15 protein-coding genes are annotated in these 14796 nt (G+C 34.6%); 12 read left to right on the top strand and 3 right to left on the bottom strand.

The features are described from left to right. Nucleotides 1-140 precede the first annotated feature (140 nt). From BA768_RS01380 to BA768_RS01355, 6 genes are all read left to right on the top strand, one after another. A complete protein-coding gene (locus tag BA768_RS01380; RefSeq protein WP_065719413.1) occupies nt 141-878 on the top strand; it encodes a rhamnogalacturonan acetylesterase in 738 nt (245 codons plus the stop codon). A 210-nt stretch (nt 879-1088) separates the two neighbouring features. Beyond that, entirely contained in the window at nt 1089-1430 is a 342-nt protein-coding gene (locus BA768_RS01375) for a cupin domain-containing protein (protein ID WP_034673844.1), read from the top strand. Between the two features lie 61 nt (nt 1431-1491). Next, nucleotides 1492-2391, top strand: coding sequence for an alpha/beta hydrolase (locus tag BA768_RS01370; RefSeq protein WP_065719412.1), 900 nt, complete (start codon nt 1492-1494; stop codon nt 2389-2391). A gap of 143 nt (nt 2392-2534) precedes the next feature. Beyond that, the gene (locus BA768_RS01365) at nt 2535-3440 is read left to right on the top strand and encodes an alpha/beta hydrolase (protein ID WP_065719411.1); all 906 of its coding nucleotides are present in this window, start codon (nt 2535-2537) and stop codon (nt 3438-3440) included. 225 nt (nt 3441-3665) lie between these two features. Beyond that, nucleotides 3666-6140, top strand: a complete 2475-nt coding sequence (locus BA768_RS01360; RefSeq protein ID WP_065719410.1) for a glycosyl hydrolase family 95 catalytic domain-containing protein — start codon at nt 3666-3668, stop codon at nt 6138-6140. Nucleotides 6141-6190: 50 nt separating this feature from the next. Further along, nucleotides 6191-6445: a hypothetical protein gene (locus BA768_RS01355; RefSeq protein WP_065719409.1), complete on the top strand. Its 255-nt coding sequence runs from the start codon at nt 6191-6193 to the stop codon at nt 6443-6445. A gap of 239 nt (nt 6446-6684) precedes the next feature. Here the strand turns inward: BA768_RS01355 and pelA are convergent, their stop codons facing one another. Both pelA and BA768_RS01345 read right to left on the bottom strand, forming a co-directional pair. Continuing rightward, nucleotides 6685-7707, bottom strand: a complete 1023-nt coding sequence (gene pelA, locus BA768_RS01350; RefSeq protein WP_228388253.1) for a pectate lyase — start codon at nt 7705-7707, stop codon at nt 6685-6687. An 8-nt stretch (nt 7708-7715) separates the two neighbouring features. Continuing rightward, entirely contained in the window at nt 7716-8900 is a 1185-nt protein-coding gene (locus BA768_RS01345) for a DUF4861 family protein (protein ID WP_065719408.1), read from the bottom strand. 128 nt (nt 8901-9028) lie between these two features. Here BA768_RS01345 and BA768_RS01340 point away from each other — a divergent pair, with 128 nt between their 5' ends. From BA768_RS01340 to BA768_RS01325, 4 genes are all read left to right on the top strand, one after another. Beyond that, on the top strand, nt 9029-9517 hold the full coding sequence (locus tag BA768_RS01340; RefSeq protein WP_065719407.1) for a hypothetical protein: 489 nt from the start codon (nt 9029-9031) through the stop codon (nt 9515-9517). A gap of 120 nt (nt 9518-9637) precedes the next feature. Continuing rightward, entirely contained in the window at nt 9638-10315 is a 678-nt protein-coding gene (locus BA768_RS01335) for a response regulator transcription factor (protein WP_034673830.1), read from the top strand. Then, nucleotides 10312-11589, top strand: coding sequence for a sensor histidine kinase (locus tag BA768_RS01330; protein WP_065719406.1), 1278 nt, complete (start codon nt 10312-10314; stop codon nt 11587-11589). Before BA768_RS01335 ends, BA768_RS01330 begins: the two co-directional genes overlap by 4 nt. Before the next feature lie 316 nt (nt 11590-11905). Beyond that, nucleotides 11906-12715, top strand: a complete 810-nt coding sequence (locus BA768_RS01325) for an HAEPLYID family protein (RefSeq protein WP_065719405.1) — start codon at nt 11906-11908, stop codon at nt 12713-12715. A gap of 113 nt (nt 12716-12828) precedes the next feature. Here BA768_RS01325 and BA768_RS01320 read toward each other — a convergent pair whose 3' ends face one another. Then, nucleotides 12829-13224 carry a cupin domain-containing protein gene (locus BA768_RS01320; protein ID WP_228376705.1) on the bottom strand — a complete coding sequence of 132 codons (396 nt, stop codon included), beginning with the start codon at nt 13222-13224 and terminating at the stop codon, nt 12829-12831. 351 nt (nt 13225-13575) lie between these two features. Here BA768_RS01320 and BA768_RS01315 point away from each other — a divergent pair, with 351 nt between their 5' ends. Continuing rightward, nucleotides 13576-14022 carry a PepSY-like domain-containing protein gene (locus BA768_RS01315; RefSeq protein WP_065719404.1) on the top strand — a complete coding sequence of 149 codons (447 nt, stop codon included), beginning with the start codon at nt 13576-13578 and terminating at the stop codon, nt 14020-14022. A 70-nt stretch (nt 14023-14092) separates the two neighbouring features. Further along, the gene (locus BA768_RS01310; RefSeq protein ID WP_065719403.1) at nt 14093-14632 is read left to right on the top strand and encodes a DUF2199 domain-containing protein; all 540 of its coding nucleotides are present in this window, start codon (nt 14093-14095) and stop codon (nt 14630-14632) included. The last annotated feature ends 164 nt before the right edge of the window (nt 14633-14796 follow it).

Here is a 14796-nt window from a genome sequence, read left to right as displayed (position 1 = left end):
AACTAAAGCAGAAATTATGATTCGCGCAAGTTTTGGGAATTTTAGGATTAAAATTTAATTTTTAGCGGAAGTTTCCAAGTCTTGAGCTTTTGGTTCTTTTGTTTCAAGACAAAAGAACATATTAATAAAAATTATTTAAAATGAAAAAAATACTTTTAATTCTAAGCATCATAATTTCAACATTATCGATAGCACAAAAAAAACCAACCTTATTCCTGATTGGTGACTCCACAATGTCGAATAAAGACAATCCTGACAGAAATCCTGAACACGGTTGGGGACAGGTATTAGGACAGTTTATGACCACCGGAATTGAAATTCAGAACCACGCTATGAACGGCAGAAGTTCAAAGAGTTTCAGAACAGAAGGAAGATGGGACAAAGTAGAAAAACAATTGAAAAAAGGAGATTTTGTTATCATTCAGTTTGGGCATAACGATCAGAAATTAAAAGATTCTACCAAATTTACCAATCCACATACGCAGTACAGAGCCAATCTGGAAAGATACGTGAATGAAACAAGAGCAAAAGGCGCAACACCGATTTTGATGACTTCCATCACAAGAAGAAACTTCAACGAAAACGGTGTTTTAATTGATACGCACACAGATTATCCATTAGTGGTAAGAATGGTTGCAGACGACATGAAAGTTGCTTTTGTTGATATGCAGTTACTGACCGAACAAATGGAAATTGCAGCTGGTCCGGAAAAATCGAAACTGTTGCATCTTCACTTTAAAGCCGGCGAAAACCCATATTATGATAAGGACAAAGCTGATGATACCCATTTATCAAAATTAGGAGCAGAAACAGTTGCAAAACTGGCAACAAAATCTTTGAAAAATCTGAAGACAGGTCTAGAGAAATATATTAAATAGTCTCCTACGGATTATAAAGATTTTTACAGATGAGCATAAAAAAATCGACGAAATTTGTTAAATCTGCAAGAAAAAATCAACAGTTTCTTTGTCATTCAGAACGAAGCGAAAGCGAAGTGAAGAATCTATAAACGTGTAAAAGATTTCTCCTCCGTCGAAATGACAAAAAACACGCAAAATAATTTAGTTTAAAATTCAAAAAACATAAAAATGAATTTCAAAAAAGAACCATTTTTCGACGGCAATTCCGAGTGGGAAGATTTAGGAGACGGTGTTTCCAGACAGTTTGTCGGATACAATTCTCAGGTAATGATGGTCATTGTAAAATTTGAAAAAGATGCTATCGGAACATTACACCAACATTTTCATTCACAAATTACATATGTAGCGGAAGGAAAATTTGAAGTAACCGTTGATAGAGAGGTTAAAATTTTACAACAAGGCGACGGATTTTTTGCCCAGCCAAATATTTTTCATGGTGTAAAATGTTTAGAAGCAGGAAAATTGATTGATGCTTTTACACCGTTTAGGGAAGATTTTTTGAAAGATTAAAATTTACAAAATCAAACCTCACAGGTTTTAAAAACCTGTGAGGTTTATAATTTAGCGACCAATGAAAAAAGTATTTTTTTCACTCATCATTTTCATTTTCAGTCAATTTTCCGCACAGGAAAAGCTTATGTTCTGGCCAAAGGGTGAAATGCCCAATTCAAAAATATTAGCTTCAAAAACCAAGAAAAAGAAAATCCTTGCAGAACTGAAGGAACCCGAACTTTTCGCATTTCTTCCTCCCATAAAAGAAAGAAATCAGATGTCAGTTATTATCATTCCAGGTGGCGGATATTCAAAACTGACTTACGATGAAGGCGCTTTTCAGATTGCCAAATGGATGAATACTCAGGGAATTTCTGCATTCGTTTTAAACTATAGATTGCCGACTTCTACCGATTTAATTCAAAGAGAAATTGCTCCGTTGCAGGATATTCAGGCTGCAATTAAATACATTAGAAAAAATGCTGAACAATGGAAGATTTCTTCAAATCTTTTGGGTGTTGTCGGAACTTCAGCGGGTGGACATTTAGCAACAAGCGTCAGCAATATTACGAAAGATTATACAGAATTAAAAGGCGATTGGGAAAGCATTTCTACGATTCCAGATTTCGCTGTTTTGTTTTGTCCGGTGATTGATTTTGGCGAATATGCTCACAAAGGAAGCCGCGAAAGTTTGCTTGGAGAAAATGCTTCCACAGAAAAAATCACGGAATATTCGATGCAAAACCTGGTGACTGAAAAAACACCGCCCACGATTTTGTTTCATAATCAGGATGATACTGCCGTTCCACCGATGAACAGCATTCTGTATTATAAAGCCATGACGAAAAATAAAGTGAAAGGTTCATTATTCATTTTTCCGAAAGGCGGACACCGTTTTTTTGTTACTGATAAAGATACGCTGAGCGAAAACTGGAAAAAGCTGTGTGCAGACTGGCTTGAAACGATTAGTAATAAGTAATCGGTAATGAGTAATTTTAAATGCTTTAAGTATGTCACACTGGGCTTGTCGAAGTATTTTGCACCTCAAGAACAGTATTTTATCTAAAAAGATTGCGCCATTGCGATTAACAAAAAAACAACAGCAACCAAATTGTTAAATCAATGAAAAATTTCATCCTAATTTTATCTATATTTCTTGGAATTCAAATTTCTGCCCAGCAAAAAATAACCGTCTGGCCGAAAGGTGAAATGCCCAATTCTAAAGGTTTAAAACTAAACACCATTGAAGAAAAAGAAGGCCGAATTACTCAGATTCAGGAAGCGGAACTGTTTGCGTTTCTTCCGGCAAAAGAAGAACGAAAACCGATGGCAATCATTGTGATTCCCGGCGGGGGTTACAGACATCTGACCTATGATTTGGGTGGATATTCTTATGCAAAATGGCTCAATACTTTAGGAATTTCAGCTTTTGTCCTGAATTATCGTTTGCCTACTTCTCCGGATTTAAAACAAAGAGAAATCGGCCCATTACAGGATATTCAGGCTGCCATAAAATTAATCAGAAAAAATGCTTCTCAATATGGGATTTCGCCCGACCAGATCGGGGTTTTGGGAACTTCTGCAGGCGGACATCTAGCCACAATGGCAAGTAATATTTCCACCGATTATACCGAATTAAAAAGCGATTGGCAAACAATTTCCACAGTGCCAAATTTTGCAATTTTAGTTTCCCCGGTCATTGACTTGGGTGAATTTGCGCATAAAGGAAGCCGGGATAATCTATTGGGAGAAAATGCTTCTGCAGAAAAAATCAAAGAATATTCCATGCAGAATCGGGTGACAGAAAAAACGCCGCCTACAATTTTATTCCATGCTCAAAACGATAATTCCGTTCCAGTCATCAACAGTATTTTGTATTATGAATCGATGATTAAAAATAAAGTAAAAGGTGCTCTGTTTATTTTTCCAAAAGGAGAACACAGTATCGGAATTTCCAACAAAACTGAACTGACAGATAACTGGAAAAAGATTTGTGCAGACTGGCTTAAAACTATTAGCAATAAGTAATTGGTAATGAATAATATCAAAATACCAAGCAAAGATTTTTTATTTAAATCTAAAAAATATATTTACCGTAAAAGAATCAATAAAAATTTCTAATAAAAATAGAAAATTCAAAAGTTTACAAAATGTAAAATTTTACTAATCGTTTTGCCAACGTTTGAACTACTAAAAACATTAAAAAATCTTCCGATGCTTTTGTGGTTAAAAAAAACTCAAAAAAAATAAAAAATGCTAAAGAACATTCAATATAAAATCTTTTTACTGGCCTATGGAACGGTTATTTCTGTTTCATCGTATGCTCAGCAAAATTTAAAGTTAACCTACAATAAACCTGCGGAAAACTGGAATGAAGCTTTACCCATCGGAAACGGAAGATTGGGAGCCATGGTTTTTGGGGGTGTGATTCAGGAACATCTTCAGCTGAATGAAGAAACCATCTGGGCAGGAGAACCGGGAAATAATGTTCCGAAAAACACATTCGACAGCATCCAGAAAATACGAAAATTATTGAATGACGGTCAGTTCGAAGAAGCCCAAAATCTATCCAACAGAACCTATCCCAGAGCTGCTCCAAAAGATCTCAACTACGGAATGCCGTATCAGACAATGGGCGATTTGTTTTTAGATTTTAAAGGGCACGAAAATTTTAAAAATTACAGGAGAACTTTAGATATTGAAAAAGCGATAAGCACAGTTTCTTACGAGGTAAATGGTGTGACTTACAAGCGTGAAATTTTCTCATCTTTTGTCAATAATGTGATTATGATCAAGTTGACTTCTAGCAAAAAAGGAAGTTTAAATTTTTCTATTAATGCTTCTACTCCACACAAAGTTCATTCGATTTTTACAGATAAAAACCAGTTGATTATTAACGGGACAAGTGGCTCTGTGGATAACAAGATCGGGAAAATTAGATTTAAAACTGTTGCCGTTCCAGTTTTAAAAGGTGGAAAATTAATCTCAACAAAAGACAAACTCAATATTTCCGGGGCTGATGAAGTGGTTCTGTATGTTTCGATTGCTACCAATTTCAAAAAATACAATGATCTTTCGGGAAATCAGGATACAAGAGTTGCGGAACATTTAAATAAAGTCTTAAACAAAAAATATAATGATGAGCTAAAAAGCCATGTTGAAAATTACCAGAAATATTTCAACCGTGTCAGTTTAAATTTAGGAACGACAGATCAGGCGCAAAAAACAACCGATCTACGAATCAAAGAATTCGGAAACTCAAGCGATCCAGATTTGGTGGCTTTGTATTTCCAGTTTGGTCGTTATCTTTTGATTTCCTCTTCACAACAGGGAACTCAGCCTGCAAATCTTCAGGGAATCTGGAATTATCAGCTGAATCCGTCTTGGGACAGCAAATACACGGTCAATATTAACACAGAAATGAACTATTGGCCTGCAGAAAATACCAACCTCAGCGAAATGCACGAGCCTTTGTTTGATATGATTCAGGATTTATCGGTAACAGGACAGGAATCTGCCAAAGAAATGTATCACGCAAGAGGCTGGAATATGCATCACAACACCGATTTGTGGAGAATTACCGGAATTGTTGACGGCGGCTTTTATGGAATGTGGCCGATGGGTGGAGCCTGGTTGACGCAACATGTTTGGAACCATTATTTATACACCGGAGACAAGGAATTTTTAAAGAAAAATTATCAGGTTTTAAAAGGTTGCGCACTATTTTACTTAGATGTTCTCCAGCCTGATTCTTCGGGGAATTACTTGGTGGTTTCGCCATCGATGTCACCGGAAAATACATATCAAAAAAGTGTTGGAATTACTTCAGGAACCACAATGGATAACCAGTTGGTTTTTGATGTGTTCAATAATTTTATTAATGCTTCCAAAATTTTAAATGAAGATAAAAACCTTTCTGATGATGTGAAAACAGCTTTGTCTAAACTTCCGCCGATGCAGATCGGACAATACGCTCAGTTGCAGGAATGGCTGAAAGATATGGACAAGACTAACGATAAGCACAGACATATTTCACATTTGTACGGACTGTTTCCTTCAGGACAGATTTCGCCGTTCAGAAATCCTGATTTAACGGAAGCTGCAAAAAATTCAATGACTTATCGTGGTGACAAATCAACAGGTTGGTCGATGGGATGGAAAGTGAATTGGTGGGCAAGATTACTTGACGGGAACCGTGCTTTTAAATTAATTTCAGATCAATTATCACCTGCTCCTACCGATAATAAAGGGGAATCCGGCGGAACGTATCCTAATCTTCTGGATGCACATCCGCCTTTCCAGATCGACGGAAATTTTGGCTGTACTTCCGGAATTGCAGAGATGCTTTTGCAAAGTTATGACGGTTATCTTTATCTTTTGCCTGCACTTCCCGATGCTTTACCAACCGGATCTGTAAAAGGTTTGAAAGCCAGAGGTGGTTTTGAAATCGATATGGACTGGAAAAATTCCAAGCTGACAAAACTGACCGTAAAATCTGCTTTGGGAGGAAATGCGAGGATCAGAGTGGCAAAAAATTTAAATTTAAAATCTAAAACAAATTTTGTTTTAGCAAAGGGAGCAAATACTAACGAATATTATCTGGTTGATCAAATCAAAACTCCTTTGAAATCAAGCAAAGCAGAACTGAAAGGTTATCCGGTTCCGGAAACTCAGGTTTTTGATTTTGAAACGAAAAAAGGTGGAGTTTACACTTTTGAGGTAAAGTAGTTTTTAAATAATCTCAAATAATTATTTTTGTTCTTTTAAATTCATCATTAATGACAAAAAAAATCTTTTCATTCACATTCCTACTAATAACATTTTGCTTTATTACAGCACAGACATCTACAGATTTAGAATCTACCAACCAGGTGACAAACACCGTTACCCAGACAGGAATCAGTCTGGGTTCTGTGATTGCCGTGGTAACCTCTTGGGATAGAAATAAATCTTTACTTTGGGCAATAATTCATGGAATTTTCGGCTGGCTCTACGTCATTTATTTTGCTGTGACCGATTTTTCAAAAAAATAACAAAAAAGAGTTTGACGTGAAATAATATTTCCCACAGATTCTTTTAGATTGGGCTAAACGTCGGAAGTGGCTGAAATAAACTTTTGCCACAAATGCACGAATATTAGAGATGACTGAGCATAAAAATCTGTGTAAATCTGTTCCATCTGTGGGAGACAAAAAAATCCTGATGCTAATAATATCAGGATTACTTTTCACTTAAACCTCATAGGTTTTAAAAACCTATGAGGTTTAATATTTTATTGTGGCAATTTATTTTTCTTCAGCCACTTCGGGAAATCACTTTCTATCAATTTTGTTCCCGCTTCATTGTACCAGCTGTAGCCCATTCTACGCTCTTCGGAAACTTCTTCATAATTGAATTTCACACTTCCGTCACGATCACCAAAAATTGGTTTATTGGTCGGAATATCATAAAACCTCGCCCAAACTGACGAACCTTCTTTTTTACTCAAAGTACGGATGGCTTTTCCGCTTTCTCGTGAAACGGCATAAGTATAACCTTTAATTCTGCTTTCATCAAACCACTTTACAGCAGCTCTTATTGATTTTTCAATTTCAGGCGTTAAATTTTGCTTCATTAAGAACAAAATAATGTGCACCGATTCTCCGGTTGCTAAGGAAACAGGTTCGAAAGCTCTCGCTTTTTCAGGCTTTAAAGTCTTTTCATCGTATTGATCTGCCCAGATTGAGAGTTTACCATTTTGGACAACCTGAGTTTTAAGAATACATTGAAGACCTTTCTGAACGGCTATTTTTGATTTTTCCTTCAATTTTAAATCAACCACATCAAACCCTTCTTTTCCTTCCGCAATATTGTACAGAATATTTAATGCATTAATCATCGCATTATCGTTATATGTTACTTGCTTTCTGTAAATCGCCGAGTTCGGAAAATATTGTGGGAAACCACCGTTTTCATACTGCATTGACAGCAAATATTCGATTCCTTTTTCTGCTGATTTTAAATATGCAGGATTTTTAGTCGTTTGATAGGCTTTAATTAAGCCATTGATTTCCTTTGAAGTTGCACTATTATCAATCGTAGCAAAATCATTATCTGTGGCTTTTATTATTTTTAAAAGCTTAGGATCTATTTTTTTCGTGTAATCCACGTTTTGCTTATCGCTTGTACGTTTCCCCCAACCTCCGTTCGGAAGCTGGTAAACCAGCATTTTTTCGGCCAAAGTATCTTTTACCTGCGCCGAAATTCCTGAAAATATCAGACAAAATACGGCAATTGAAAGTTTTGATTTAATCATTTTAAAACTTATTTAACGATAATGAGTAAAGGATTGGCAACAATTTTTGCCTGTTTCTCTAAGATGTTCTCCCAATCTTTCTGAGTTTGAATCTGTCCACTTTTCTGCCATGCAAAACCTGCATAATAGGTCAGTTTTTTCTGAGGTTTCGTAACAACCAGCAAATTACTTTGGTCGGGAGTTTCAGATTTATGGGCAACAGATTTCTGCACAATTTTTGGATCGATTACAATTCCTTCTCCTACAAATGCATCATCAATTTTTTCCCAATGCAGATAATATCCGCCTTTATCATTCAGCTTGGTTTCGCCTTCATTTTTATGTAAAGTAATTCCGACCGTATAATTGGGAACTGGCTTTTCAGCTTCAAAAGTCGATTCAAATTTAGAAAAATTCGAACCCAAATCAAGAGAAATTCTTTTGGTTTCTTTCACTCCAAATTCACTCCACGGTGCGTACGTCAGTTCAAAAACAGTTCTTAACGGACCTTCAGCAATCGTTTTAGAGCTTGTAAAATTTTTAGAAACCTGCAGTTTTTCGTCTTTCCAGATTCCGATCCCCCCTGTTCCGCGGCTGTCTCCAACGTGATAAGGATCGTAACCTTCGCCTCTCGTGTCTTTGTGATAATACATCGGATCAGTCAAATACCCTTTGTACCATTCATTAATGACCGATTTTTCGGTTCTTTTAAACCAAATATCGACACCACTCGAAAGTGTACTACCTTTCACTCCGGCTAAAGCTTCAGCCTGACCCTTCGGACCATAAACTCTGAACGCAATTTTATCATTTTCCCAAGTATAATCATCTACTCTTTCCGGAACAAGCCTTGAATATGTTGTTGATTTACTTTCAGGAATTGGTGTATTTGAATCAGCAATGATAGTGTAAGAATTGGTCTTTTTTGCATCTACTTTTGCCTGAAAAAGAAGTTCATCATTTTTTCCGTCGCCGTTATTATCGACCCACTGAATGACAAGGTTATTATTTTGAGCATCTTTAATTCTTAAATCTTCCGCTTTATTTTTTCCCAAAAACGATTTCATCTGCGCATTTGAAAGAGAAATAATCTCATTTCTTGCAAAATCCTGAGTATTTTTCACCTGAATTGAAGTCTGTGCATTCAAAAAACTCGCACTAATGCAAACGATTGCACAACTTAATCCGGCTATTGACATTTTATTTATAAACATGAGATGTTATTTTCTCAAAAGTAAAAATATTCTTCTTATAATTTCATTTTTAAACCTTAAATCTTTCTTAAAAGAAAAATAACGAATCAACTCGGAGAAATTATTTAATTTTATCTAAAATTATTCCTATGAAAGAGAGCTCTGTATTCTATGAAAAACAAAGATTCAGACAATGGTGGCTTTGGCTGATTATCGTGATCGTGATCGGATTTATCATCTACAATTACATTGAAAACAGACAATACTTTTCTATGGGAGAAATCATTGGTTCTTTTGCGGTTTCTATACTTATATTCATCTTATTTTTCATTATTAAACTCGAAACTAAGATTGACGAACTGGGAATCAGAGTGCGACTTTTTCCATTTCATTTACAGTTTAAATATTTTCCATGGAAAACTATTCAGAAAGCATATGTGAGAGAATATTCTCCGATCGGCGAATATGGAGGTTGGGGATTAAGAATGGGATTATTTGGAAAAGGGAAAGCGTATAATATTTCAGGAAATTTTGGATTGCAGATTGTTTTTAAAGATGGTAAGAAGCTGTTGATTGGAACGCAGAAATCTGAAGAGATTAGTTTTTTTTTAGAGAAAATCAATAATATCCAAAGATGATGAATTTTGTAAATATAAATGATGATTTTTACTATTATATTACAAACTAAAATTTAACAGTATAATAGTGCTGTTTTTAAATTCCCAACTCTTTCCAGAATCATTTTCTACCTTTGTTGTATGAAGATCCTTGTTGTAGAAGACGAAAAAGAACTTTTAAAATCAATTCATGATTCTCTGATTCAGGAACAGTTTCTTATCGAAACTGCAGAAAACTATCAGTCAGCCAGCGAAAAAATTGCGGTGTATTCGTACGACTGTATTTTACTGGATATCATGCTCCCCGGCGGAAACGGTCTGCAACTTCTCCAACAATTAAAAGACATGGGAAAATCGGAAAATGTTATCATTATTTCCGCAAAAGATTCTCTGGATGATAAACTGACAGGATTGGAACTCGGAGCCGACGATTACTTAACGAAACCCTTTCATAATGCCGAGCTCAACGCCAGAATAAAAGCGGTTTTACGAAGAAAAAATCAGGATGGTAAAAACAGTATTGAACTGGCCAATACTGAACTGGACTTAACCGAAAGAATCTTTTTCGTCGATGGAGAAAAAATCACGCTGAACCGGAAAGAGTTTGACATTCTTCATTTTTTTCTCCTCAACAAAAAAAGACTGGTCACAAAAACCGCTTTGGCAGAACACGTTTGGGGCGACCACATTGATCAGGCAGATAATTTTGATTTCATCTATTATCAGATCAAAAACTTAAGAAAAAAACTTCAGCAATCCAACGCTGACATAGAAATAGAGGCGGTCTACGGAATCGGCTATAAATTAATTGAAAAATGAAGCTGCTCAACAAATCTATCCTTCATCTGATGGGCTACCTTCTACTGATCGTCAGTTTTTGGTCAGTCATTTTTTATTTTAATATGCTCGATGAAATCAAGGATAGTGTAGATGAAGAACTGGAAAATTACAAACGTCAGATTGTTTTTAAGGCTGAAAAAGATCCATCGATTCTCCAACAGAAGACTTTTGATGAAGGATTTTTCTCTGTGAATCCCATCAGCAAAAAAGAAGCACTCAATTTTAAAGATACGTACGAAGACACTGAAATTTATGCGCAGGATGCCGACGACGAAGCTCCTGAGCTTGAACCGGTAAGAATTCTTACTACCGTTTTTGAGCAGAACGGAAATTTTTATGAATTGAAAATTTTCAATAACATGGTCGAGGAAGATGACCTCGTTAAAGAACTTCTTTGGGATGCAGCAGGATTGTACGTTCTTCTGATTTTCAGTATTTTGATTCTAAACAATTTGGTATTACAGAGACTTTGGAAACCATTTTACGAACTTCTGCACGAATTGAAAAATTACCGTTTGGGAATCAGCAAAACTTTCCCCAGAGTAGAAACCAAAACCAAAGAATTCAGCGATTTACAGGATGCGGTAACAACTCTTCTGCAATACAGCGAGAAAAGCTACGAACAACAAAAGGAGTTTATTGGAAATGCTTCCCATGAACTTCAGACACCTTTAGCAATTGCTATCAATAAACTGGAATTATTAATTGAAAAAGAAGATTTCACAGAAAATCAAGCCGAAAAAATTGCAGAAATTATGGAGATTATTGAACGGTTGGTTCGTCTTAATAAATCTCTTCTCCTTCTCACTAAAATTGAAAATAAACAGTTTTTTGACAACCAGGAAGTTAAAGTGAATGATATTGTCCGAAAAAACATAGACGATTTACAAGATATTGCAGATTTTAAACAAGTTGAAATTCATTTCAACGAAAATAATGAGCTTTCAGTAAATGCCGATGCTGCATTAATGAATATTGTGATCTCCAATCTGTTGCGAAATGCGATTTTTCATAATATAAAATCCGGAAAAGTGGAGATTATCGTTGATTCAAAAAAATTGAGCGTTCTCAATACTGGAGCTGAAAAATCTTTAAATCAAGAGAAAATTTTCACGCGATTTCAAAAATCTGAAGAACATCAATCAGGAAGCGGTTTAGGATTGGCGATTGTAAAAGCGATTGCAGAATTATATGATTTTTCGGTTTGGTATGATTTTAAAAACGGAATGCACAAATTTTCAGTGAATTTTTAATGATCATTAATTATTTTTTAATTTGAAAACCTTTAAAGATAGCGCTCCTCCGAAGCGAAACTTTTTTAATAATGTCTTTCTACACAGATATTATTCTTTTGGAGCAACTTGTTTAAGATTTTTCTCGCAGATTTTGCAAATTACGCAGATAAAATTTTTTTAATCTGTAACTCAGTTTTGAGTTTATCAAAAACTTACTTTTTACTTTTACTTTTTACTTTTACTTTTTACTTTTACTTTTTACTTTAAAGAAAATTCCCGTTTCTTTCCAGATTTCTTCCCAAAATTTTCCCGATTCGTACTGTTGATTTGCAGTATGAAAACAACGAAACGAATCTTATTAGCAGGAATTATTACCTTTTTAGGAAATTTTTCAGCAGTGGCTCAAACTCAGTCAAACCCTGTAAAAGTTTCTCATGCTGAACCCATTTTTCAGGATTTGGTGAGAGATCTCGGAGCCAGAAAAGGTGAAAAAGAATTCAATTTGGGAGCCGATTTTTCAGGCGGAAAAAATTACAGAGAAAACGGATTTTTAGCAGAATACGAATTCGCTCCTATCAATAGATTAGGTCTTGAGGTAGAAACAGATTTTTCGTTTTTCAGTCCAAAAAAAGGTTCTTCTAAAGAGCAAATCCCTGGAAACCGTTTGGATGGAATCAGATTTTCGGCACAATACACATTTTTAGTTTCAGAAAAGGCTAAAACTTCGATGGCAATTGGCTATACACAAGTAGTAGAATTCAATGATTTTAAAAATTACGGAAAAGGAAAATTCATTACAGGTTTGGTGTACAGTCCGTTTTTTGTGGCAGCAAAAAAGTGGGGTTCAAATATTCATACATTGGTTTATACCTATCCAAAAATTCAGAACGAATTGGGCGAAAGCGGAACTCCTGTAGATTGGGAAATCAATAGCTCAGTGATGTATTCTTTACCCAATTCAGATCATTTTATCGGAATGGAAGTTAACAAGGAAATCAGTCACGGGAAAATGTTAGTCACGCTTCGTCCACAAGTTAAAATTAAACTGGATTCTCATTTTGCGGTAGGCATCGTTACCGGAATTCCTGTTTCACAGCAGGATGAAAGCATTTCTTTTTTTTTCAGACTTGTTTATGAACCTTAATATTTATTGAGTTTTTTTTCTCTCGCTGATTTTGCTGATGACGCTGATTTTTTAATTATTGATCTGCACAATCTATTTAATCTGCGGGAGTTGAATCTTTACATTCAATCGAATTATCGCAAATCCTTCTTAATCACCAAATATTTCAAATCCGTTGTTCCCGCATTACTGATGCCATGTTCAGAATTCGGCGGACAATACAGACTCGTATTCGAACCTACTACTTTCGTTTTCCCATCAAGATAAAAGGTCGCTTTTCCTTCCAGAATGTAAAAAAATTCTTCTTCCGGATGACGATGAGGAGCGTGCGTTGATTTTCCCGGCTCGACAATGCTCATTTTTAAGGTATTTTCTTCAGTAAAATTTTTATCGCCAAACCAATATTGATAGCCAACATTAGTCTTTTTTGCTTTTGTTAAATCAAATTCGTTGACACAGTTTTCGATGGTATAATTAATTGGTTCTTTGCTTTTCTGTGCATTTATCGTTTGTTGAAACAAAATGCACATTGATATTGCTGTTATATATTTTAGTATTTCCATAGTATGTAATGATATGAAAAAAATTGGTTAAACGCAATGACGCAAGATTTTTCTTTATCATTTCAAACTTTAAGGCGCAATGATTTTATCAGAGATAAAATTTAAACTCGCAAAGGTTTTGCAGATAAAACGGATTCTAAAATCTGCTAAATCTGTTTAATCAGCGAGAAACAAATTCTTAAGAAATTTATTTTTCTTAATTAAACTTCAAAACTTACTTAATCTTAATGGTCTTAAAATTTTAAAAATTTATTTTAAAGTTTGTTCCCAAATGTTTCCAGAATTGTGTCGGAAATTAGCTGTATAAATATTTACATTATGAAAAATTTAATATTAACAATCAGCATTTTAGGTTTAAGTTTCAACCAGATTTCAGCACAGAATATTCATCAGAGTGAAGTTCCGTCAGTGATTTTAAATCACTTTCAAAAAACCTTCTCGAAAGCTTCAGATATCGAATGGGAAATCAAAGGAAATCTTTATGAAGTGGAATTTGAAACCGGGTTTTTAGGCGATGATCATAAAGTTTTGTATTCTAAAGATGGAAAACTGGTAAGACATGAAGAAGAAATCTCAAAAAATAATCTTCCAAAAACGGTTTTATCCTCTATTAAAAAATCATTTAACGGTTACAGAACCGATGACATCAAAAAAATTACAGAAGCCGGAAAAGTAATCTATCAAATTGAGCTAAAAAATTATTCTCAGGAATGGAAAGTCATTTTTGACGCACAGGGAAGAATTTTACAGAAAAAGGAAGATTAAGATGTTTTTCACTTGAGATTGAAGAACTTTGTATATTTGCTAGTGTATAATTTTTTACTCAGATTTTTTCATGAAGCTTTTTCAATTCTTAAATAAAAACAAGGAAACAAAGTTTCAGTGTCTTTGCTGCGGTCAGATTTATGACGAAATACCACTAACTTTTGGCAGTGAATTTCCTTCATACTATTTTACAATTCCTGAGAATGAAATAAGCGAACGTGTAGAATATGAAAAAAGTCTATGTATAATCGATGATCATTTTTTCCATCGGGTTAGGCTCGCAATTCCTGTTTTAGATTATTCAGAAGATTTGAATTTTGATATCTGGGTTACAATTAGTAAAGAAAATTTCATTAAAAGAAATGAAAATTGGAATGATGAAGAAAGAATACATTTAGAACCATATTTTGGGTATCTACAAAACGAAATTTTCGGGTATCAAAACACTTTAAATTTACATACGGTTTCTATAGAAAATAAACCCGGAATTATTCCAAATGTTCAAGTTATTGATGACAGTCATCAGCTTTACAGCGATCAAAAGAATGGAATTAGTTTAGAAAAAGCAAAAAGTATTGTTCAGAATATTTTGAAAATTCATCATAATTAAACTTTATAATTATCTTTTCTGATTGTCTGCAATATGCTATTTTTAAATGCTGTTTGACAAATAACGGATATCAATTTATCTTTTTCTATAATCTAATTTCCTTCTTTACGCTAAACCATTTTGTGATTATCACTTTTATTTCTAAATTGCATTTTCTCACGAGA

Source organism: Chryseobacterium sp. CBo1 (assembly GCF_001693475.1).
Taxonomy (GTDB): Bacteria; Bacteroidota; Bacteroidia; order Flavobacteriales; family Weeksellaceae; genus Chryseobacterium; species Chryseobacterium formosense.
Note: the sequence above shows the minus strand (reverse complement) of the source record. Positions and strands in the feature narration are given on the sequence as shown.

Excerpts from the sequence above, each read along its gene's own strand:
- BA768_RS01380 (WP_065719413.1), top strand. The coding sequence starts at position 141 with ATGAAAAAAATACTTTTAATTCTAAGCATCATAATTTCAACATTATCG.
- BA768_RS01375 (WP_034673844.1), top strand. The coding sequence starts at position 1,089 with ATGAATTTCAAAAAAGAACCATTTTTCGACGGCAATTCCGAGTGGGAA.
- BA768_RS01370 (WP_065719412.1), top strand. The coding sequence starts at position 1,492 with ATGAAAAAAGTATTTTTTTCACTCATCATTTTCATTTTCAGTCAATTT.
- BA768_RS01365 (WP_065719411.1), top strand. The coding sequence starts at position 2,535 with ATGAAAAATTTCATCCTAATTTTATCTATATTTCTTGGAATTCAAATT.
- BA768_RS01360 (WP_065719410.1), top strand. The coding sequence starts at position 3,666 with ATGCTAAAGAACATTCAATATAAAATCTTTTTACTGGCCTATGGAACG.
- BA768_RS01355 (WP_065719409.1), top strand. The coding sequence starts at position 6,191 with ATGACAAAAAAAATCTTTTCATTCACATTCCTACTAATAACATTTTGC.
- pelA (WP_228388253.1), bottom strand. The coding sequence starts at position 7,707 with ATGATTAAATCAAAACTTTCAATTGCCGTATTTTGTCTGATATTTTCA.
- BA768_RS01345 (WP_065719408.1), bottom strand. The coding sequence starts at position 8,900 with ATGTTTATAAATAAAATGTCAATAGCCGGATTAAGTTGTGCAATCGTT.
- BA768_RS01340 (WP_065719407.1), top strand. The coding sequence starts at position 9,029 with ATGAAAGAGAGCTCTGTATTCTATGAAAAACAAAGATTCAGACAATGG.
- BA768_RS01335 (WP_034673830.1), top strand. The coding sequence starts at position 9,638 with ATGAAGATCCTTGTTGTAGAAGACGAAAAAGAACTTTTAAAATCAATT.
- BA768_RS01330 (WP_065719406.1), top strand. The coding sequence starts at position 10,312 with ATGAAGCTGCTCAACAAATCTATCCTTCATCTGATGGGCTACCTTCTA.
- BA768_RS01325 (WP_065719405.1), top strand. The coding sequence starts at position 11,906 with ATGAAAACAACGAAACGAATCTTATTAGCAGGAATTATTACCTTTTTA.
- BA768_RS01320 (WP_228376705.1), bottom strand. The coding sequence starts at position 13,224 with ATGTGCATTTTGTTTCAACAAACGATAAATGCACAGAAAAGCAAAGAA.
- BA768_RS01315 (WP_065719404.1), top strand. The coding sequence starts at position 13,576 with ATGAAAAATTTAATATTAACAATCAGCATTTTAGGTTTAAGTTTCAAC.
- BA768_RS01310 (WP_065719403.1), top strand. The coding sequence starts at position 14,093 with ATGAAGCTTTTTCAATTCTTAAATAAAAACAAGGAAACAAAGTTTCAG.